We start from the raw sequence: 21102 nt of genomic DNA on the forward strand, positions 1-21102 counted from the left end.
AAGTAACGGTACCTGAATTATGTTTCTGTCAGGCAATGATACGATCGTTTCCACAACAATTCATCCCACAGGAGACGCCCGTGAAACTTGTCCGCCTGACTGCCTTGCTGGCCTGTGCCGCAGCTTGCGCCGCCATTGCCGGCACCGCCGCCGCCCAGTCCTATCCCCAGCGCCCGGTCCGCCTGATCGTGCCCTATGCCCCCGGCGGCAGCGCCGACATCGCCGCGCGCCTGGTCGCCGATGCCTGGGCCAGGAGCATGGGCGGCACCATCGTGGTGGAGAACCGCGCCGGCGCGGGCGGCAACATCGGCGTCGACGCGGTCGCCAAGGCGCCCGCCGATGGCTACACCGTCGGCCTGCAGACGGTGTCGCTGGCCATCAATCCCGGCCTGTTCCCGCGCATGCCGTACGACACGCTGAAGGATCTCGCGCCGATCGGCATGGTCGCCAGCTCGCAGCACGTGCTGGTGGTCAACAACAACATCCCGGCGAAAACGCTGCCGGAACTGATCGCCGCGGCCAAGGCCCAGCCGGGCAAGCTGACCTACGGCTCGGCCGGCAATGGCAGCACCTTCCATATGTCGGCCGAGCTGTTCAAGTCCGTGGCCAACGTGCAGATCGTCCACGTGCCGTACCGCGGCGGCGGCCCGGCGCTGGTCGACACCATTGCCGGCCAGGTCGACATGAGCTTCCCGGTGGTGTCCGCGGCCCAGCAGCATGTGCAGGGCGGCAAGCTCAAGGCGCTGGCCGTGACCGGTTCGAAGCGCTCCGCCCAGCTGCCGAACGTGCCGACGGCGGCGGAGGCCGGCCTGCCGGGCTACAGCTTCGAAACCTGGTTCATGGTGTTCGCGCCCACGGGCACGCCCAAGCCGGTCATCGACAAACTCAACACCGCGCTGAACGCCGCGCTGGCGACGCCGGCCACGCGGGACCGGATGCTCAGGGAAGGCTTCGAGCCGACGCCGGGCACGCCCGCGGCCGCCCGGCAGCGGCTGGAAAAAGAAATGCCCCTGTGGGCCGACCTGATCAAGCAGCGCGGCATCACCGCGGAATGACCGCGGAATGACCGTCATACCGTTACCAAGGCTTGTGCCATGACACCCCGGACCCTGTACCAGAAGCTGGTCGACTCCCATACCGTCGCCAGCATCGACGACGACAACGTGCTGTTGTATTGCGACCTGCACCTGATGAACGAATACACCAGCCCGCAGGCCTTCGCCGGCCTGCATGAGCAGGGGCGCGGCGTACTGGTGCCGGGGCAGAACGTGGCCGTGGTCAGCCATATCATTCCCACCCACCCCGGCGCGATCCGCGTGATCGCCGATCCGGCGTCGGCGCTGCAGGCCACCAACCTGCACGCCAATTGCGAGCGGCACGCGATCCCGCTGTTCGACACCAACGACGCGCTGCAGGGCATCGAGCACGTGGTGGCGCCCGAGCACGGCATGATCCGCCCGGGCATGGTGGTGATCTGCGGCGACAGCCACACCACCACCTACGGTGCGCTCGGCGCGCTGGGCTTCGGCATCGGCACGTCGGAGGTCGAACACGTGCTGGCCACGCAGACGCTGGTCTACCGGATGGCAAAGACCATGCGCATCCGCTTGGACGGCAAGCTGCCGGTCGGGACCACCGCCAAGGACCTGATCCTGCGCATCATCGGGGCGATCGGCGCACAGGGTGCGCGCGGCTACGTGGTGGAGTACTGCGGGTCGGCCATCCGCGAGCTGAGCATCGAAGCCCGCTTCACGCTGTGCAACATGACGGTCGAGGCCGCCGCGCGCGGCGCGCTGATTGCGCCGGACGAGGCCGCCATCGACTACGTGCTGCGCCGCGCGCCGGATATCGCTGGTGCCCAGCGCGACGCCGCGCTGCAGTACTGGCAGACGCTGCACAGCGACGCCGGCGCGCAGTTCGACATGGAATACGCGTTCGACGCCAGCCAGGTCGAGCCGCACGTGACCTGGGGCACCAGCCCCGACCAGGTGCTGCCGGTGTCGGGCCAGGTGCCGTTTCCCGAAGACCAGATCGACGAGGCGGCGCAGCGCTCGGTCGAGCGCGCGCTGGCCTACACGCACCTGCAGCCGGGCGCGACGCTGGCCGGTACGCCGATCCAGCACGTCTTCATCGGCTCATGCACCAACGGCCGCATCGAAGACCTGCGCGCGGTCGCCAGCGTGGTGCGCGGCAAGACCGTTGCCGCGGGCGTGCGTGCCATGGTCGTGCCGGGATCGGGCGCGGTAAAAGCGCAGGCCGAGCGCGAAGGGCTGGCCGACATCCTCACCGCGGCGGGTTTCGAATGGCGCCAGCCCGGCTGCTCGATGTGCCTGGCCATGAATGACGACGTGCTCGCCGACGGCGTGCGCTGCGCCTCCACCACCAACCGCAATTTCGAAGGCCGGCAGGGGCGGGGTGCCATCACCCACCTGATGAGCCCGGCCATGGCGGCCGCGGCGGCCATTACCGGCGCGATCACCGACGTCCGCCAGCTGGAGCTGTCCCATGCCTGAACTTTCCTGCCTCACCGGCAAAGCCGCCGCGCTCCGTTTCGAGAACCTCGACACCGACCAGATCATTCCGAAGCAGTTCCTGCGCGGCATCGACAAGTCCGGGCTGGCCGAAGGCATTCTCTATGACCACCGCTTCGACGCCACCGGCGCGCAACGCCCGGAGTTCGTGCTGAACCGGCCGGAGTACGCCGATACGAGCATCCTGATCGGTGGCGCCAACTTCGGCTGCGGCTCCAGCCGCGAGCATGCCGTGTGGGGCCTGCAGCAGTTCGGCATCCGCGCGGTGATCGCGCCCAGCTTCGGCGAGATCTTCTACTCGAATGCGATGAACAACCGGCTGCTGCTGGTGATGCTGCCGCGCGAGGTGATCGAGCGGCTGATGGGCGCGGCAGATGCCGACAGCGCCAATGAGATCCGCATCGATGTCGAGGCCATGCAGGTGCGCACACCGGCAGGCGACTTCCCGTTCGAACTGTCGGCGCGGCATCGCCGCATGTTTCTCGAGGGACTCGACATGATCGGGCTGTCGCTGAAGCAGCGCGACGAGATCGAGCAGTTTGCGCGGCGCTACTGGGATACGTTCCCGTGGGCGAAGGATGTCGCCCGGCGCACCCGCGACCGGCTGGGCACGACCTGAGCCCTCCGCTGCCGCGCCAGCCTTGCTGGCGGGCAGTAGTTCGACATCGACAGCGCTCGATGCGAATTCCATGCATCCGCGGCCGCGCGTGGCTATGCTTGGCATATCTCCGCCACCTTCGGGCAGGCATGCAGCCCCGGACAAATGCCATGACGACGAACGACGACAGCGCGGGCCCGGCGCCGGCCGACGCGGCCCGGACCGCCGGCGCGCGCCTGCTGGCCGCGATGAGCCACGAGATCCGCACGCCGCTGTACGGCATGCTCGGCACGCTGGAACTGCTGTCGATGAGCGAGCTGGACGCAGGGCAGCGCCAGCAGGTGGCGACCATTACCGAGTCGTCGCGGGTGCTGCTGCAGATGCTCGATGACCTGCTCGACTTCTCGCGCATCGAAGCCGGCCAGATCAGACTGGACGCGGTGCCGTTCGATCCGGTGGCGCTGGCCGAAACCGTGGCGCGCGCGCAGGAGCCGCTGGCCCTGCACAAGGGCGTGGCCCTGGACTGCGACCTGCAGCCGGGCCTGCCGTGGCTGCTGGGCGATCCGCTGCGCGTGCGGCAGGTGCTGGCCAACCTGTTGCGCAATGCGATCAAGTTCACCGCGCAAGGGCGCGTCACGCTGCGCATGTGGCAGGAACCGCAGCCCTCGGCGGACCAGGTCACGCTGATGCTGGAAGTGGCCGACACCGGCCCCGGCATCGATGGCGCGCTGCTGCCGCACCTGTTCGAGCCCTTCACGCAGGGCGATGCCACGCGCGCGGCCGAACCCGGCGGCGCCGGGCTCGGGCTGACCGTCTGCAGGAAACTGGCCCGGCTGATGGGCGGCGACATCACCGCCGACAGCTCGCCGGGCCAGGGCAGCCGCTTTACCGTTGCGTTGCAGCTGCCTGTCACCGCCTCACGGCCGGCGCCCGGCGCCGCCGGTGCCGGTGCGGCGCCAGCGATGCCGGTGCTGCCGCAGCTCGGGCTGCGCGTGCTGGTCGTGGAGGATCATCCGCACAACCGGCTATTGCTGCGTGGCCAGCTGGAGCGGCTTGGCTGCGCGGTGCAACTGGCGGGCGACGGCGCGCAGGGGCTGGCGGCATGCACGGCAGGGGCCTTCGACGTCGTGCTGACCGATGTGCAGATGCCGGTCATGGATGGCTACGCGCTCAGCCGCCGGCTGCGCGCGGCGGGCAACCCGGTGCGCATCGTCGCGCTGACCGCCAACGCCGGCGCCGGCGAAGCCGATCGCTGCCATGACGCCGGCATGGACCGCTGCCTCGTCAAGCCCGTGCTGCTGCAGGAGCTGGCGGCGTGCCTGCAAGCGCTGATGCCGGGGCGCGCTCAGGCGTCGCCGTGCGTTAGCGCCGACGCCGATGCCGCGCTGCTGGCGCGGAGCGTGCATGCCGATTTCGATGCCTTGCTTGCCGCTGCCGCCAGCGGCGACCTGGGCGCGGTACAGGCGCACGCGCAGCGCATGCGCGGCGCGCTCGCGCAGGTCGATGCCGCGCGCGACGCGGCGGAGCTGTGCCGCGAACTGGAGGCCGGCGCCGCGTGGGCCGTGCAGGCGACGCAGGACCGCATCGGCGAACTCGGCCTGATCCTGGATGCCTGCCTGCCCGGCTACCGCCATTCACGCTTGTCGCCATGATCCGGGCCGGATCGCGGACGCCCACCCGGTCATCGTCATCGGGATCCTGCGCGGGATCCTGCGCGCGCCCGCGGTGATCTACCTGCGGCCCCGCCTCACGCAAGGGCGCCGGGCGCCTGCAAGGCTTCGTCCCGCTCCCACGCGACGCAGTTGCGGCCGCGGTTCTTGGCCGCGTAGAGCACGTGGTCGGCGCGCATCAGCAGCGTATCCAGGTCTTCGCCGGGCCGCAGCGTCGCCACGCCGAAGCTGGCGGTCACGCGGTGCACGCCGGGCAGTACCGTCATCGGCGTGTGTTCGAGCGTATGGCGCAGGCGCTCGGCCAGTTGCAGCGCGGCGTCGGGCGCGGTATCGGGCAGCAGCACGACAAACTCTTCGCCGCCCAGCCGCGCCGCGATATCGCGCCGGCGGATGCCGCCGGCGATGATCTGGCCGAACTGCGCCAGCACCGCGTCGCCGGCGCTGTGGCCGTAGTTGTCGTTGATGAACTTGAAGAAGTCGAGGTCGCACACCAGCAGGCTGAGCGGCTGCCCGGGCGGCGGCGGGATCTGTTGCACGGCGAGCGCGGCCAGGCCGCGGCGGGTATGCAGCAGCGTCAGCGGGTCGGTGTCGCGCTCGTGCCGCAGGCCGACGATGATGTCCTGCACCGCCGCGGCCAGCAACGCCAGGGCCAGCGCCATCAGCAGCAGCGCCAGCGTGGCCTGCAGCCACAGCCAGTAGGCCGATCGGATAAAGGTGGCCGGATCGTGCGATGCGGCCGGGATCACGGTCAGCACGGTGCGCGGCAGGAAATGCAGCGAGAACAGCAGGTAGACCCAGAACAGCACGCGGTCCGCCAGGCGCCCGGCGCGCAGCCGGGCCAGCGCCGGCATGCCCAGCAGCAGGATCATGGCGATGCCGACGTTCAGGATGTAGATGCGCGCCACCAGCCGCGGCTGCACCAGGTCGAACCACGCGATCGCGCCGAGCAGTGCGAGCGGCAATGCCACCTGCGTGCAGGTATCGACCCGCGCACCGATGCGCGCCAGCATGCCGCGCAGCAACAGCACCCCGCTGCCCAGGTACAGCAGGCCGGTCACCGTGGCCTGTCCGCCGCCGGGCCGCGGCGGCCAGACGATCTGCAGGGTGATGGCGATCGCGTACATGCCGTACGCTGCGGCCGGCAGCAACAGGTAATGCCGGGTGCGCTCATAGCGCCAGGCCAGCACGAAGCACAGCGAGAATGCGATGGCGATGGCGGGATTGACCAGTGCCAGGAATCGACCAGCGTCTTGCAACACGAGAGTCCCCTGTTTTTGTCGTTCTCTGGCAGGGGTGGTTGCAAGCCGCGGCGAGGGCGCGCATGCGCTGTGGCATCGCGCGGCCGAAGGGCATGGCCAGGGAACATGATGGGACGCATGCGCGCCCTGGGCAGGTGCGGCGCTTGCCGCGGCCTGCCGCGTGTTTCCGTCAGGTCGCATTTTAGCCACCACCACGGCACCCGGCACATGGCGCCTGCTGCCGCCGGGCAAACAATTGTGAACGCCGGGACGTGGCTGCCGGGCCACGGTTGCCACGGTTTTCCGCTTTTGTGACTAATCTGGTAGATGCTGTCCGGATCCTCCGGCAGTTCGGTTTTCCGTACGCAAGGAGATCACGATGAATATCAAGAAAGCGATGCCTGTCCTGCTGCTGGCGGCAAGCGTGCTGGCGGCGCCGTTTGCCATGGCGCAAGGCAGTGGCCAGACCACCCGGCCGATGACAGAACCCGCTGGGGCAGCGCCGCCGCCAGCTCCGCAAAGCTCGCCGTATATGCAGGTGCAGCAATGGAAGAAAGGCGACCGCCTGCCGACCGAGTTCAGGGACCGCCAGTATGTGATCGACGATTACAAGCAATACAACCTGCCCGCGCCGCGCAAGGGCACGCGCTGGGTAGGCGTTGGCGCCGAGTATTACCTGGTGGCGCCGAACGGCGTCATCCAGCAGGTGGGGTCGGGCTCCTGATCCACACGTCCGGGGCGTCTCGCCCCGGGGCAATGCAGCAAAGCAAAGCCGCCGCGCGGGGTTGCGCAGCGGCTCTTTTTTCAGCGTCCCGCTTCAGATGCCAAGTATCTTCTTGGCCTCGAGCAGCGACTTCATCGATTCGTCATGCTTGCCGGCCTTGTGGTAGGCCTCGCCGTCCGCACGCAGCTTGGCCACCTTGGCGGCATCGTCGGACGACAGCGCGGGCTTGGTCTTGAGCTTGGCGTCGATGTCCTTCATCTCGTTGGGGCAGTTGTGGGCGAGCGCCAGGCCGCTGGCGCCGCACAACACCAGCGCCGCGAGGATCGGAATGGATTTACGCACGTCGGCCTCCGCTTGGGGATGGTGGGATTTCAAGCATAGTGCATGGCCCGCGTGGCGGACATGCCCGCTGCCGGCCGGCAGTTCCCGTGCCGGTTTTCCCGCGCGCTTTCCGATGTTATGTTGGAGGGCGTCTGCTTTTGCCCGCCCGGAGCCGGACGCCTCAGCCCCTCGACCGGTTGCGCATGGAAAACTCTGCCGAGAATTTTTTGCTGGCCCTGCTGTGCGCCGCGGTGCTGACCGTGACCGTGGTGGGCATCCACTACGAAGCGCTGCGTCTGCTGTCGTCGCTGCATCCGCGGCGCTGGAGCGGGCGCGTCAATATCGGCGTGCTGATCGTCTGCATCATCCTGGTCCACTGCCTGGAGGCGATGGTGTTCGCGTTCGGCTTCTGGTTTGCCGACAACGAGCTCGGCCTCGGCTGGCTGGCGGGATCGACCGCGCCCGGCATGCCGACCCGCCACGGCCAGCCGTCGCTGCTGGTCTACGCCTACTTTGCGCTGGAGACCTTTACCACGCAGAGCCTGGGCGACCTCTACCCGGTCGGCGCGACCCGGCTGATCGCGACCATCGAGCCGCTGGTGGGCCTGATCCTGATCGGCTGGTCCGCATCCTTTACCTATGTGGTGATGCGGCGCGACTGGCTGCTCGACGAAGAGGGCGAGCACCGCGGGCGCTAGCGCATGCCGCCGCCCGCGCCGGCAACAAATGCCGGAAGTGCCGCAGATGCCGCTAGTGCCAGACAAGCCGTGAACGTTTAAGCTGGCGACTCCTGCAAAGCAACGAGCCATATTTCCGAGGAGACACCATGCCCAGCCGCCAGCGCATCCTGATCCGCCTAGCCGCACTTGCCACCCTTGTCGTGGCCTGCAGCGCCCAGGCGCAGAAGCAGGACGGCCAGGGCGCCGCCGCAGCTGCCATCAACGAGGCAGTCCAGCAGGGCACCACGCCCTACCGCCCCGATCCGGACGCGACGCCGGCCAGCATCGAGTCGGCGGAATGCCGCGAACTCGCCGCGCAGATCGCCGTCGCGCCCAAGCGCGAGTACCGCGCCACCGACTCGACCATCGAGACCGCGCAAGGGCGGCAGGTGCCCGAGCTGGAACGCGAGCGCCCGCGCAAGTCGTTGCAGCAGGCGTACCAGGAGAAGTGCATCCGGTAAGCCGGTTCCACGGCGGACGGTCGCGCCAGGCGCGCCATCCGCTGCTGCCCTTCCGCCATCCACCGCCTCGCGCGGTTCCGCGCCTGATTCCCCGCCTCCTTGCCAGTGTCCATGCTGCGCCGCCGCACGGATCTGGCGCGCCAATGCACCACGTTCGCGCACATTTTCCCGCAGTCCCAACAGCTGTTTCGCCGCGCCCGTTAAAAATACATATGTTTCATGGTTATCCATGATGGAACACTTGTTGCTGATTGCATAGCATTCCCGATGCGATGGTGCATCGCTGAACGGCACCCATGCCAACCAAGCTATCCAAGGAGAGCCTGTATGAAAGCAGCAGAAGTCACGCGTCCGTGCGGCGGTTCACCGACCCCGCGCCGGTTCACGGCTGCCGCGGCCGCCGCCGCGGCGCTGGTGCTCTGCAGCGGCACGGCCGGCACGGCGCATGCTGCCGGTGTTGCCGCAGGTGTTGCCGCCGGTGTCGCCGCCGGTGTCACCGATTCCGCCGCCAGCCCGACCCTCGGCAAGATCAAGTCCTCAGGCACGATCTCCATCGGCCATCGCACCGCGTCGATCCCGTTCTCCTACTACGACGCCAACCAGAAGGTGATCGGCTTCTCGCAGGACATCTGCGACCGGGTGATCGATGCGGTGAAGCGCGAGACCGGCGTGCCCGCGCTGCAGGTGCGCATGGTGCCGGTGACCTCGCAGAACCGGATCTCGCTGGTGCAGAACGGCACCGTCGACCTGGAGTGCGGCGTCACCACCAACCTGAAATCGCGCCAGCAGCAGGTGGCGTTCTCGACCACGTTCTTCGTCGCCGGCACGCGGCTGCTGGTGAAGAAGGGCAGCCCGGTGCGCGACTTCGGCGACCTCTCGGGCAAGGCGGTGGTGACCAATGCCGGCACCACGTCGGAGCGCATCCTGCGCCGGCTCAACGACGAGAAGCAGGCCAACATCACCATCCAAAGCGCCAAGGACTATGGCGAGTCGTTCCTGATCCTGCAGTCAGGGCGGGTGGCCGCGTTCATGATGGACGACGTGCTGCTGTCGGGCGCGCGCACGCTGGCGCCCAATCCCGCCGACTGGACCGTGGTGGGCACGCCGCAGTCGTTCGAGGCCTATGCGTTCATGCTGCGCAAGGACGATCCCGGCTTCAAGCAGGTGGTCGACGGTGCCATCGGCGGGCTGATCCGCAGCGGCGAGATCAACAAGCTCTACAGCAAGTGGTTTGCCGCGCCGGTGCCGCCCAAGCAGGTCAATTTCGAGCTGCCGATGAGCGAGCCGCTGAAGAAGGCCTACGCCAGCCCCAACGACGAGGCCTTCGAGTAGTCCGCTCAGCCGCGGCCGGCGGGCACGTAGGCGCCGGCGCGGTGCAGCTCGCCTTCGGCCTGCTCGAGCGCGCGGATCGCGCCCTTGCCCTTGCGCGCCAGCAACTGCTCGACCAGCGCCTCGACCATGGCCACGCCGGCCGTGATCGACGGGAAGAACGACGGGCTCTCGACCGAGAACAGCAGCGTGCAGTCGGCCGCCAGCGCGATCGGCGCCACGGTGCTGTCGGTCAGGGCGATCACCTTGCAGCCGCACTCGCGCGCGGCCGCCGCCACGCGGATGCTTTCCTGCGAATACGGGGCAAAGCTGGCCACCACCACGGCGTCCTTGGGTGCAAGCCCGCGCAGCTCCATTTCCAGCGTGCCGGCATCGGCGCGGATCAGCTGCACCGAGCTGCGGAACAGCCGGTAGACATAGTGGAAGGTGAACGCGATCGGGAAGCACGAGCGGAAGCCCGCCACGTGCACGTTCTGCGCCTGCGACAGCAGCTCCGCCGCCTGCTGCAGCGTCTTGTCGTTGTTGGCCGCAATCAGGTCGAGGTTGTGGTGCTGGGCGTCGAGCATCTCGCCCAGCATGCGGCTGGCGCTGCTTTCGCGCACCACCTTGCGCGCGCGGCGCGCATAGGGCTGGCTGCCGCCGCGCAGCGCATCGACAAAGAGTTCGCGCAGGCCCTGCCAGCCCTCGAAGCCAAGGTGCTGTGACAGCCGGACCAGCGTGGCGGGCTGCACGCCGGCGCTGGCGGCGATCTTGCGCATCGACAGCACCGGCACGTCCTGCGGGTGGTCGAGCAGGTAGCGCGCGCCGCTCTGGAACTGCGTGCTCAGGCTTGGGAAGCTGGCGCGCAGCAAGGCCAGCAGCGCGTCGAGGTCCTGGGGCGGCGCCGGCGTGGGATTGGCCTGGGGAGGTTGCGGCGGATGGGTGGGGCTGTCGGACGGCATGGGCACTCCGGATTCGTGGTTGTAACGATTGTTGCACAGCCGCGCACGGGAGCGCGCCGCGCGGTGGCGCTCGGGACACATCGTCGCGTCGAAAGCCCGTCGAAAGCTGTTAACGTCCGGCGGCCGCCAAGCTGTACCCAAGGGATTTGGCAAGCCCCCCGATTGTCGGATTGCCGCAACGCCGGCGCACTGTCATCAGAATTTTCTTACCCACTTAAGGGGCAGTGACTTACACTCCGCGCCATAACCTCCGGAAATCGGTCAACCGGAACATAATTGGTACGGAGCGCGAGCATGGGACATAGAAGCCCTGCAGTGCGACACGGCGGCATGGTCACGCCGCCGTTTCGGGTCAAGGGTCAAATCGGGGCAGGAACAGACGCGGCGGGCGCCATGCCAGGCCGCGGCGCGCACGCGCGCGGCTTCACGCTGGTCGAGCTGATGATCGCCGTCGCGATCATCGCCATCCTGGCCGCCGTCGCCATCCCCAACTACAGCCGCCATGTGGTGCGATCGCACCGCGCCGCGATCGAGTCGTTCATGCTCGAAGTCTCCGGCGCGCAGGAGCGGTTTCTCGTCGACAACCGCGCCTATGCCGCCAGTCTCGGCGCGCTCGGCATGTCGGTGCCGGCCGCGCAGGGCACGCGCTACGACGTCACCGTCACCCCCAATGCCGCGCTGCCGCCGGGCTACAGCATCGTGGCCACGCCCAAGGGCAGCCAGCTGAGCGCCGACACCGGCTGCGGCACGCTGACGCTGACCAGCGCCGGCGCCAAGTCGGCGTCCGGTGGCGGTACCGATTGCTGGAACTGACCATGGCAGCCACCTACCGGCTTCGCCTGTGCCGCCCGCAGCCGCGGGCGCTGCACGGCTTCACCCTGGTCGAACTGATGTGCACGCTGGCCGTGCTGGCGATCCTGGCGTTCGCCGCCGCGCCCTCGTTTGCCTCGCTGATGGCGGGGCAGCGCGTGCGCAGCGCCTCGCTCGACCTGAGCTCGGCACTGCTGCTGGCGCGCAGCGAGGCGGTCAAGCGCAATGCCACCGTGACGCTGGCGCCCACCGGGGCGGCGTGGACCGCGGGCTGGACCGTCAGCGCTGGTGCGGAAACGGTGCGCACCTTCGGGCCCTACGGCGGGCTCGCCATCACCTCCAGCGCCGCCGGCGCGGTGGTGCTCGGCAACGACGGCCGGCTTGCCGGCGCGGCCATGCGCTTCGAGCTTGCGCCCGCCAATGACACCTCCGCCGCGCTGCGCGCGTGCGTGCAGGTCAGCGAGACCGGCCGCGTTGCGTCCGACACCGGAGCCTGCCCATGACCCGAACGCTTTCACGGCCGCGACGGCCGCGCGCGCGGCCAGGCCGCCGCGCCAGGCAGGGCGGCTTCCTGCTGATCGAAGTGCTGGTGGCGGTGGTGATCCTGCTCGTCGCGCTGCTCGGCACGGCCGGGCTGGTGGCGCGCTCGGGACAGACCGAGATGGAGTCGTACCAGCGGGTGCAGGCGCTGGCGCTGCTGCAGGACATGACAACGCGCATCAATGCCAACCGCCAGGTGGCGCCGTGCTATGCCGACGGCGCCAACGGCATGCGCCTGGGCACCGGCAGCGCGGCGCCGGCAGCGTGCACCCTGGGCACTGATGCGCAGAACGCCACCGCCAACGGCGACCTGCAGGCCTGGAACGCAGCATTGCTGGGCAGCGCCGAAGTCAGCCCGGGCGCCGCCGGCGTCGCGGCGCAGGCCGTCGGTGCGATGATCGGCGCGCGCGGCTGCATCGACACCGTCGACGCGGCCGCCAGCATCTACCGCATCACCGTGGCCTGGCAGGGCCTGGCCGCCACCGGCGCCCCCGCGCTCGGCTGCGGCCAGGACCAGTACGGCACCGATGCCCACCGCCGCGCGGTCAGCACGCAGATCCGCATCGGCTCGCTGGGGACCGTGTCATGACGGCAGCACTGCGGATTGCCCGGGGCCGGCTGCGGCGGCGCCAGCGCGGCGTGTCGCTGGTCGAACTGATGATCGGCATCACCATCGGCCTGGTGCTGCTGACCGCGCTGGCCAGCCTCTATTACGCCAACAGCTTGTCGCGCACCGAGTTCGTCAAGTCGGCCGAGCAGGTCGAGAACGGCCGCTATGCGCTGGACCAGATCCGGCGCGAAGTGGAACTCGCGGGATTTTTCGGGACGGGCAGCATCGCGCGGGGCGCCACGGTTGCCGGCCCGGCGCTGTGCGCGACGGATCCCGCGGCGCTCGGCTTCACCGCCGGCGGCACCGTCCCGCTGCCTCTGGCCGGCTATGCCGCCGGCGTGGCCGCACCCTGCCTGCCGGACCTTGCCGCCACCTCGGAGGTGCTGGTGGTGCGGCGCGTGTCGACCACGCCGGTGGCGGCCCCGATGCCTGGCGTGCCTTACCTGCAGGTGTCGGCCTGCCCGAACGACAGCACTGCCTTTGTCTTCGATGCCAGCGCGGCGGCGGCTTTCCCGCTGCGCACCAAGGCTTGCGATGCGGCGGTGCCGGCAGCGCTGCGCGAGGCGGTGGTGCGCGCGTTCTATCTCGCGCCGTGCGACCGCTGCAGCAACGGCGGGGACGGCATCCCCACGCTGAAGATGGCCGAGCTGGTCAACGGCGCATTCCAGTCGCGTTCGCTGGCGCAAGGCATACAGGACATGCACCTGGCGTACGGCGTGGACCTGGACAGCAACGGCTCCGCCGACTGCTATGTGGACGATCCCGGCGCCAACAACGCCGCTGCCTGCCCCATCGTGCCGGGCTACGACTGGACCGATGCGCTGGCCAACTGGAGCAATGTGACCACCGTGCGCGTGAACCTGCTGGCACGCACGCTGCGGACCTCCGGCGGCCAGGTGGACACCCGCACCTATGACCTGGGGCGCGCCGCCGCCAGCGGCCCGTTCAATGACGGCTACAAGCGCCATGTCTACGCCCAGGTGGCGCGGCTGGTCAATGTGGCAGGACTGCGTGAGCAATGACGCGATACCGCGAAGGGCGAGCAATGAAGAGGTCATCCGGCAGTCCGCTGCGCCGCAGGCAGACCGGGGTCACGCTGGTCGTGACCCTGGTGTTCATGGTCCTGTTCCTGCTGATCGCCGTGGCACTGGTCAACTCGGGCCTGATCAATGTCAAGGTCGCGGCCAACCAGCAGCATACCGCCGAAGCGCGTGACGTCGCGCAGCAGTCGATCGAGCAGGTGATCTCCGACGACTTCACCAAGGCACCGGCAGCCATCAGCGTGGCGGTGGATGTCAGCGGCGACGGCAAGGCCGACTACGTGGCCCAGGTCGCCACGCCGGAATGCGTGGCGAGCAAGCCCATCAAGAACGTCGAGCTCGACCTGAAGGATCCCGACGATGTCTCGTGCATGATCGGAAGCGGTGTGCAGAACACCGGCATCGTCACGGCCGGCAACAACGCGGGCAACTCGCTGTGCAACGCCACCCAGTGGGACGTGTCCGCCACGGTCGACGACAGCGCCGGCACCGGCGCCGTGGCAACGGTCCACCAGGGCGTGGCGGTGCGCATGCCGACCGGCTCGGCCTGCCCCTGACCGCACGGGCATTGCCACCTATTCACCATTGATCGCACAGGAACCCGGATGACGAGCCCAGCCCGCCGGAATCGGCGCCATGCCGCCTTCGCCGCAGCCCTGCTTGCCCTGGCCGGATGGCAGGGCGCGCATGCGGAAGACATCGACCTGTTCACCGGCCTGCAGAACAATGCCGGCACCAAGCCCAATGTGTTGTTGCTGCTGGACAATGCGTCCACGTGGAATGCGGCCACGACCATCCGTGGTTGCGATGTCCCCGATGTCGTCAGCGCCAACAATGCCGGCACCGACGTCGGCGCGATCCAGTGCGCACTTTACCGGGCGGTGAATACGCTCGTGACCAACGAGCAACTGGCCGGCAACATCAACATGGGGCTGATGATGTTCGGCACCGGCACCAACCCCGGCGGCAAGTTCCGCTACCCGTCGGCTGCGCCGTACACGTTGCCGCTGATGGACCTCGAAAACGGCGGCAAATTCCTGGAGTACATCAAGAGCATCGACCGCCAGGCCGACAACTCGAACAACTCCCAGGTGGGCGGCGGCATGCAGGAGGCCTGGGCATTCTTCAGCGGCAAGAAGGGCTTGTCGGGCACGCAGTACGCGTCGCCGATCACCAACCCGTGCCAGAAGAACTTCGTCATCTACATTGCCAACGCGGTCAACAACGGCAAGCCGCAGGACACCGGCACCGAGGCCAGGGACGCACTTGCCGCGGCCGGTGCAAGCGCCAGGCAGCTGACCCAGCTCAAGCTCGACACGGCGGCCAACAAGTATGAAAGCAACTGGGGCGACGAGTGGGCGCGGTTCATGTACGAAACCGACGTGAACGGCAATCTCGACAATAACCAGAACATCATCACCTATACCATTGCCGTCACGGACGACAGGAACCCCGACTATGTCGAGTCGACCCGCAGCATGGCCGACAACGCCGGCGGCAAGCGCTATGTGGTCAGCCTGGGCGACGTGGATGCGCTGGTGAACGCGCTGCTGCAGATCTTCAACGAGATGCAGGCGGTCAACAACGTGTTCTCGTCGGTGAGCCTGCCGGTCAGCGTGAACGGGCAGGGTTCGTACCTGAACCAGATCTACATCGGCATGTTCCGGCCCGACGCCACCGCGGCGCCGCGCTGGATGGGCAACCTGAAGCAGTACAAGCTAGGCTACGACAACAAGAACCAGATCGTGGTGCTGGACGCCAACCCCAGCGGCCCCAACCAGCAGAGTGCGATCAGCAACGCCGGCACGGGCTTTATCTCGCCTAACGCCAAGAGTTTCTGGACCGCCGAGCCGCCGCTGGGGTTCAGTGGCTCGAGCTATACCGGCAGTCCGGCAAGCGGCTGGCCTGCCAAGGGATTCTGGGTCAACAGCCCCTCCGGGGCCGCCGGTGCGCTGGATTCTGCCGACGGCGTGGCGGGTGTGGTCGGCGGCGACGGCGAGATCGTCGAGAAGGGCGGCGCCGGCGAAATGCTGCGCGCGCAGTTCACCACCGACCAGAGCGGACGCAAGCTCTACACCTGCCCGTCCGGGGTATGCAGCGGCAAGACGCTGGCTTCATTCGATACGTCCAACGGCTGGCTGGCCGGCACCGGCGGGCAGGCTGCGCTCAACGCCACCGCGGCCGACGTCAGCAACCTGATCAGGTGGGTGCGTGGCCGCGACGTGCGGGCGCTGGGCGACAGCGCGATCGCCGGCGCGGAGCAGCAGAAGGGTCCTGGGGGCAGCGTCACCGTGCGCGGCTCGGTGCATGGCGACGTGCTGCATTCGCGCCCGGTGGTGATCAACTACGGCGGCACGACCGGCGTGGTGGTGTTCTATGGCGCCAACGACGGCGTCTTCCATGCGGTCAACGGCAACCAGGACATCGGCATCGGCGGCGTGCGGCCGGGCGGGGAACTGTGGGGCTTCATTCCGCCTGAGTTCTACGGCAAGCTCGGCCGGCTCTATACCAACCAGCCCGAAGTGCAGCTGAGCGGATCGCCCACGGGCTCGGGTGCGAAGCCGCGCGACTATTTCTTTGATGGCACCACCACGGTGTTCCAGGACCTGCGCGACCCGGCCAAGCCGCGCGTGGTGATCTACCTGACCGCGCGCCGCGGCGGGCGCCTGACCTATGCGCTGGATGTGACCGATCCGCTGGCGCCGGAATTCCTGTGGAAGGCCGACAGCACCAGCATCCCGGAGCTTGGCCAGACCTGGTCGCAGCCGCGCGTGATCCGCGTCAAGGGGTATGCCAACCCGCTGGTGGTGATGGGCGCCGGCTACGACCCCGCCGAGGACGCCGAGCCTTCGCAGGGCGGCAGCGGTTCGGGGCAAGGACGTGGCGTGATCGTGTTCGATGCCTTCGAGGGCAAAGTGGTGCGCGCATGGCTGGCAGACTGCACCGGCCTTGCCGCCACGGTGTGCACGACGCCCGCCGGCTTGAACCGCGCGATCCCGTCCGACGTGGCGGTGGTGGACCGCAACGGCGACGGGCTGGTCGACAAGGGCTATGTCGGCGATGTTGGCGGCAATGTCTGGCGGCTGGACTTCGAGACCGCGGCCGGCATCGGGTCGGATGCCTGGACGTTGCAGAAGTTCGCGTCGCTGGGCGGCGCGCAGGCCACCAACGATGCGCGCAAGTTCATGTATCCGCCGGACGTCATCACCACCGGCAACTACGATGCGGTGATGATCGGCAGCGGCGACCGCGAGCATCCGCTGTACACCACCAGCACCACGCCGGGCCTGGCCTATAACGTCAGCAACCGCTTCTACATGCTGAAGGACACGGTGCTCACCGGCGGGCTGCCGTCGACATGGACGGCGCTGACCGAGGCCGACCTGTTCGACGCGACTTCGACCGCGTACACCGACACGACCGCCGGCAAGGGCTTCTACCTGGTGCTGGGCACCGGCGAGAAGGTGGTCAACGCGCCGCTGACCGTGGCCGGCTACACCTACTTCGGCACCAACCAGCCGAGCGTGCCCAAGTCGGGCGTGTGCTATCCGGACCTGGGCATTGCGCGCGGCTATGCGGTTTCGTTCCTGACCGGCAAGGGCCTGAACAACAACCGCCATGTCGTGTTCAACAACGGTGGCCTGCCGCCGTCGCCGGTGTTCGGGGTGGTTGCCGTCACGGATGCGGCAGGCAACACCAGCAACGTGCCGGTGCTGATCGGCGGCGGCAACCAGACCGGTCCCGGCGGCGGCGACAATACTTCGTCGCTGGGCGCGCAGAAGATCTCGCCGCCGGGGATCGGCAAGCGCAAGCGCACTTACTGGTACACGCAGACCGACCGGAAGTGACCGGCCGCGGCAGTGGGGCGCTTGCCGGCGCCCTTACCGGCTCGTTTGCCGGCTCGCTTGCCGGCTCGCTTACCGGGGCGCCGCTGCCATTGCCGCATCATCCTCCTGCCACCACCCGCCGCCCAGCGCCTGCAGCAGCGCTGCCGAATCCGCCAGCCGGTCGGCGCGCGACTGCGCCAGGTCGAGGGATGCCTGCCGCGCCTCGCGCTCGGCATCGAGCACGGCCAGCTGGCTGACGCCGCCGAGCCGGTACTGTTCCGACACCACCGCCAGCGTGTCGCGTGCCTGGCGCGCGTTGTCGGCGCGTTCGCGCAGCGTGGCGGCGTCGGCCTCGAGCGCGCGCAGCGAGTCCGCCACGTCCTGCAAGCCCTGCAGCACGGCCTGCCGGTAGGCGGCCAGCGCCTGCTCGTACGCCGCTTCGGCCGCGCGCTTGCGCGCCTGCAGCTCGCCGCCGCGGAACACCGGCTGCACCAGCCCGGCCGCCAGGCTCCACACATTCAGGCTGCTGAACAGGTCGCGCGCGGCGGTGGCCTGGCTGCCGCCGCTGGCGCTTAGCGTGACCTGCGGATAGAGGTTGGCCGTGGCCACGCCGATATCGGCGCTGGCCTGGTGCAGCAGCGCTTCGGCCGCGCGGATGTCGGGGCGGCGCCGCGCCAGCGTGGCCGGCAGGCTGACCGGCAGCGTGTCGGGCAGGTGCAGTGCGTCCAGCGTGAATGTCGGCAAGGACGCCGCCGCCGGGGTCTGGCCGGTGTAGACCGCGAGCTGGTGGCGCGTCGTTTCCAGCTGGCGCTGCAGGCCCGGCACCAGCGCCTGCGTCTGGGCGAGCTGTGCGCGCTGGCGCTGCACGTCGACGCGCGCGACACCGCCGGCGCGCAGGCGTTCCTCGGCGATGCCAAGCTGGCGCCGCTGGGCTTCGGCCAGCGCCACCGTGTCGACCAGCTGCGCGCGCAGTCCGGCCTCGCGGATCGCCGCGGTGGCGACGTTGGCGGCCAGCGCCAGCCGCGCCGCTTCCAGCTCGTAGCGCTGGTAGTCGACCGCCGCCTGCAGCCCTTCCAGCTCGCGCCGCTGCCCGCCGAACAGGTCGAGCACGTAGGACACCTGCACCGTGGCGCCGTACAGCGTGAACGGTCCCGGGCTGGGGATCGACGTGATGCCCATCGACTGGAAATTGACCTGCTGGCGCGTGGTATCGAGCTGCGCGTCGACCGCGGGCCAGCGCGTGGCGCCAGTGCGCGCGGCGAGATTTTCCTGCGCCTCGCGCAGCCGCGCGCGCGCCTGCGCCAGCGTGGGGCTGGCGTCGAGCGCCATGCGCATGGTGGCGTCCAGCTCGGGGCTGCGGAACAGCGTCCACCATTGCGCCGGCACGTCGGCGCCGGCGGCCAGCGTCTGCGCGTGCGATTGCGCGTGGCGATCGCCGCTGTCGGCCGCCACGGTGGCAACCGGTTGCGGGCCCGGCACGTAGCCGGCATCGTCGGGCGGCGCAGGGCTGCGGAAGTCGGGGCCGACGGCACAGCCGGCCAGCAGCGCGGCCGCGGCCATCAAGGGAAAAAGTCGGGCCATGGCAGCCATCCTTCAGTCCAGCGTGCGGCGGTAGAAGCGCACCGCGATCATCATCACCACCACGATGAACAGCGCCATCGGCCAGACCTGCGGCCATAGCTCGGCCCAGCCGCTGCCCTTGAGCAGGATGCCGCGCACCATGCGGTTGAAATACGTCATCGGCAGGATGTTGCCGATCGCCTGCGCCCAGCCGGGCATGCCGGCGAACGGGAACATGAAGCCCGACAGCAGGATGTTGGGCAGGAAGTAGAAGAAGGTCAGCTGCATCGCCTGCAGCTGGTTCTGCGCCAGCGACGACAGCGTGATGCCCACCGTCAGGTTGGCCGCGATAAACAGCAGCGCCGCCAGGTACACCGCCGTCACCGAGCCGACGAACGGCACGCTGAAGACCCAGCGCGCGGCCAGCAGCACGATGGTCACCTGGATCAGCCCGATGAAGATGTACGGCACGATCTTGCCGGTCATCACCTCCAGCGGCCGCACCGGCGTGGCCAGCAGGTTCTCCATGGTGCCGCGCTCGCGTTCGCGCGTCATCGCCAGCCCGGTCATCATCACCATGGTCATCGACAGGATCACGCCCATCAGGCCGGGGATGATGTTGTACTGGGTCAGGCCTTCGGGGTTGTACAGGCGCTGCACCTGCACGTCGAACGGCGCCTTGCCGCCCGCCAGCGGCGCCAGCGAGCCTTTCAGGTCATGCTTGCCGACGCTGAACGGCAGTTGCGGCAGCGCCGCGATCGCCTGCCCGGTGGCCGAGGGATCGGTGGCATCGGCCTCCACCAGCAGCGCGGGGCGTTCGCCGCGCAGCAGCTTGCGCGTGAAGTCGGGCGGGATGCTGAGCACGAACTGCACGTCGCCCTTCATCAGCGCCTCGCGTCCGGCGGCTTCGTCGGGCAGCGTCGCGACCACCTTGAAGTAGGTGGAGTTCTGCATGCTGGCAATAAAGGTGCGCGTGAATTCGCTCTGGTCGGCGGCGATCACCGCGGTCGGCAGGTGGCGCGGGTCGGTGTTGATGGCAAAGCCGAACAGCAGCAGCTGCATGATCGGCAGGCCGACGATCATGCCGAAGGTGACGCGGTCGCGGCGCAGCTGCAGGAATTCCTTCAGCACGATGCTCCACCAGCGCTGGAGCGAGAAGCGCGTGGCGTTGGCACGTGGCTTGCGGGGGTTTGGGATTGCGGCGGCGTTCATGTCGGCTCCTTCGCCTTGCGCGTGCCCATGTTGTCCTCGGCCCGGCCCATCATGTGGATGAACACGTCTTCGAGGCTGGTCTCGGCCTGCGTCACGCGGCGCCCCGGTCCGGCCAGGCGTTCCAGCGTGGCGGCCAGCGCTTGCGCATCGCGGCCGGTGACGTGCAGCGCGGTGCCGAATGCCACGGTCTGCTCCACGCCGGGCGCGCCCTGCAACTGCTCCGACAGCGTGGCGAGGTCGTCGCCTTCCACGCTCCATGTCGACAGCTGCTGGCTGGCCACGACTTCGTCGGCGGTGCCCTGCGCCAGCAGCTTGCCGTAGGCGATATAGGCGAGCTTGTGGCAACGCTCGGCCTCGTCCATATAGTGCGTGCTGACCAGCACCGAGATGCCGCGCGCGGCGAGCAGGTGCAGCTGCTCCCAGAACTCGCGGCGCGCCTTGGGGTCCACGCCGGCAGTGGGCTCGTCGAGCAGCAGCAGTTCCGGCTCGTGCAGCAGGCAGGCCGCCAGCGCCAGCCGCTGCTTCCAGCCGCCCGACAGCGACCCCGCGAGCTGCGCCGAGCGCGTGGCCAGGCCCAGGTCCTCGAGCGCGCGGTCGACGGCATTGCGCCGGTCCGGCATGCCGTACACGCGCGCGACGAAGTCGAGGTTCTCGCGGATCGACAGGTCGTCCCAGTACGAGAACTTCTGCGTCATGTAGCCGACGCGGCGCTTGATCTGGTCGGCCTCGCTCAGGATGTCGAAGCCCAGGCAGGTGCCTTCGCCAGAATCGGGCGTCAGCAGGCCGCACATCATGCGGATCGACGTGGTCTTGCCGCTGCCGTTGGGGCCGAGGAAACCGAAGATTTCGCCGCGCGCGACCTGCATGCTGAGGTCGTTGACCACGTGCTTGTCGCCGAAGTGCTTGTTCAGCCCGCGCACGTCGATGGCGAGTTCCTGCGCGCGGCCGTTGGCAGCGTGGCTGGTTTCCAT

20 protein-coding genes are annotated in these 21102 nt (G+C 68.8%); 14 read left to right on the top strand and 6 right to left on the bottom strand.

What is annotated here, in order from left to right; translation table 11 throughout:
- The first annotated feature begins 80 nt into the window (after positions 1-80).
- The 4 genes from JTE92_RS14080 (at position 81) to JTE92_RS14095 (ending at position 4781) form a co-directional block, all read left to right on the top strand.
- On the top strand, positions 81-1055 hold the full coding sequence (locus tag JTE92_RS14080) for a tripartite tricarboxylate transporter substrate binding protein (protein ID WP_063236712.1): 975 nt from the start codon (positions 81-83) through the stop codon (positions 1053-1055).
- A 39-nt stretch (positions 1056-1094) separates the two neighbouring features.
- Entirely contained in the window at positions 1095-2513 is a 1419-nt protein-coding gene (gene leuC / locus JTE92_RS14085) for a 3-isopropylmalate dehydratase large subunit (RefSeq protein WP_063236713.1), read from the top strand.
- Positions 2506-3150, top strand: a complete 645-nt coding sequence (gene leuD / locus JTE92_RS14090) for a 3-isopropylmalate dehydratase small subunit (protein WP_063236714.1) — start codon at positions 2506-2508, stop codon at positions 3148-3150. The genes leuC and leuD overlap by 8 nt, the downstream gene beginning before the upstream one ends.
- A gap of 149 nt (positions 3151-3299) precedes the next feature.
- Entirely contained in the window at positions 3300-4781 is a 1482-nt protein-coding gene (locus JTE92_RS14095) for an ATP-binding protein (protein WP_063236715.1), read from the top strand.
- 95 nt (positions 4782-4876) lie between these two features.
- On the opposite strand, the gene JTE92_RS14100 is transcribed toward JTE92_RS14095, so the two are convergent.
- Complete coding sequence (locus JTE92_RS14100; protein WP_063236716.1) at positions 4877-6058, bottom strand: GGDEF domain-containing protein; 1182 nt, start codon at positions 6056-6058, stop codon at positions 4877-4879.
- A 358-nt stretch (positions 6059-6416) separates the two neighbouring features.
- Here JTE92_RS14100 and JTE92_RS14105 point away from each other — a divergent pair, with 358 nt between their 5' ends.
- On the top strand, positions 6417-6761 hold the full coding sequence (locus JTE92_RS14105; RefSeq protein ID WP_063236717.1) for an RcnB family protein: 345 nt from the start codon (positions 6417-6419) through the stop codon (positions 6759-6761).
- A 93-nt stretch (positions 6762-6854) separates the two neighbouring features.
- Here the strand turns inward: JTE92_RS14105 and JTE92_RS14110 are convergent, their stop codons facing one another.
- Entirely contained in the window at positions 6855-7103 is a 249-nt protein-coding gene (locus JTE92_RS14110; RefSeq protein ID WP_063236718.1) for a PA2433 domain-containing protein, read from the bottom strand.
- Positions 7104-7285: 182 nt separating this feature from the next.
- Between JTE92_RS14110 and JTE92_RS14115 the strand changes: the two genes are divergently transcribed.
- From JTE92_RS14115 to JTE92_RS14125, 3 genes are all read left to right on the top strand, one after another.
- Positions 7286-7780, top strand: coding sequence for an ion channel (locus tag JTE92_RS14115; protein ID WP_063236719.1), 495 nt, complete (start codon positions 7286-7288; stop codon positions 7778-7780).
- A 128-nt stretch (positions 7781-7908) separates the two neighbouring features.
- Positions 7909-8262, top strand: coding sequence for a hypothetical protein (locus JTE92_RS14120; protein WP_063236720.1), 354 nt, complete (start codon positions 7909-7911; stop codon positions 8260-8262).
- A gap of 327 nt (positions 8263-8589) precedes the next feature.
- A complete protein-coding gene (locus tag JTE92_RS14125) occupies positions 8590-9594 on the top strand; it encodes a transporter substrate-binding domain-containing protein (protein ID WP_084254408.1) in 1005 nt (334 codons plus the stop codon).
- 5 nt (positions 9595-9599) lie between these two features.
- Here the strand turns inward: JTE92_RS14125 and JTE92_RS14130 are convergent, their stop codons facing one another.
- On the bottom strand, positions 9600-10532 hold the full coding sequence (locus JTE92_RS14130; protein ID WP_063236721.1) for a MurR/RpiR family transcriptional regulator: 933 nt from the start codon (positions 10530-10532) through the stop codon (positions 9600-9602).
- A gap of 294 nt (positions 10533-10826) precedes the next feature.
- Here JTE92_RS14130 and JTE92_RS14135 point away from each other — a divergent pair, with 294 nt between their 5' ends.
- From JTE92_RS14135 to JTE92_RS14160, 6 genes are read left to right on the top strand one after another with little or no spacing between them, the layout of a single operon-like run.
- Positions 10827-11345: a type IV pilin protein gene (locus JTE92_RS14135; protein WP_084254409.1), complete on the top strand. Its 519-nt coding sequence runs from the start codon at positions 10827-10829 to the stop codon at positions 11343-11345.
- 2 nt (positions 11346-11347) lie between these two features.
- The gene (locus JTE92_RS14140) at positions 11348-11845 is read left to right on the top strand and encodes a GspH/FimT family pseudopilin (protein ID WP_063236723.1); all 498 of its coding nucleotides are present in this window, start codon (positions 11348-11350) and stop codon (positions 11843-11845) included.
- Positions 11842-12471: a type IV pilus modification protein PilV gene (gene pilV / locus JTE92_RS14145; RefSeq protein WP_063236724.1), complete on the top strand. Its 630-nt coding sequence runs from the start codon at positions 11842-11844 to the stop codon at positions 12469-12471. Before JTE92_RS14140 ends, pilV begins: the two co-directional genes overlap by 4 nt.
- Positions 12468-13514 carry a PilW family protein gene (locus JTE92_RS14150; protein ID WP_063236725.1) on the top strand — a complete coding sequence of 349 codons (1047 nt, stop codon included), beginning with the start codon at positions 12468-12470 and terminating at the stop codon, positions 13512-13514. The genes pilV and JTE92_RS14150 overlap by 4 nt, the downstream gene beginning before the upstream one ends.
- A gap of 23 nt (positions 13515-13537) precedes the next feature.
- Positions 13538-14089 carry a pilus assembly PilX family protein gene (locus tag JTE92_RS14155; RefSeq protein ID WP_063236726.1) on the top strand — a complete coding sequence of 184 codons (552 nt, stop codon included), beginning with the start codon at positions 13538-13540 and terminating at the stop codon, positions 14087-14089.
- A 48-nt stretch (positions 14090-14137) separates the two neighbouring features.
- The gene (locus JTE92_RS14160; RefSeq protein ID WP_063236727.1) at positions 14138-17380 is read left to right on the top strand and encodes a pilus assembly protein; all 3243 of its coding nucleotides are present in this window, start codon (positions 14138-14140) and stop codon (positions 17378-17380) included.
- A 69-nt stretch (positions 17381-17449) separates the two neighbouring features.
- Here the strand turns inward: JTE92_RS14160 and JTE92_RS14165 are convergent, their stop codons facing one another.
- Genes JTE92_RS14165 through JTE92_RS14175 form a run of 3 tightly spaced genes read right to left on the bottom strand, consistent with a single transcriptional unit; the run spans position 17450 to position 21102 of the window.
- On the bottom strand, positions 17450-18940 hold the full coding sequence (locus JTE92_RS14165) for an efflux transporter outer membrane subunit (RefSeq protein WP_371136922.1): 1491 nt from the start codon (positions 18938-18940) through the stop codon (positions 17450-17452).
- Positions 18941-18952: 12 nt separating this feature from the next.
- On the bottom strand, positions 18953-20131 hold the full coding sequence (locus JTE92_RS14170) for an ABC transporter permease (RefSeq protein WP_063236729.1): 1179 nt from the start codon (positions 20129-20131) through the stop codon (positions 18953-18955).
- The gene (locus tag JTE92_RS14175) at positions 20128-21102 is read right to left on the bottom strand and encodes an ABC transporter ATP-binding protein (protein ID WP_063236730.1); all 975 of its coding nucleotides are present in this window, start codon (positions 21100-21102) and stop codon (positions 20128-20130) included. Before JTE92_RS14175 ends, JTE92_RS14170 begins: the two co-directional genes overlap by 4 nt.

This window comes from Cupriavidus oxalaticus, assembly GCF_016894385.1.
GTDB classification, from domain to species: domain Bacteria; phylum Pseudomonadota; class Gammaproteobacteria; order Burkholderiales; family Burkholderiaceae; genus Cupriavidus; species Cupriavidus oxalaticus.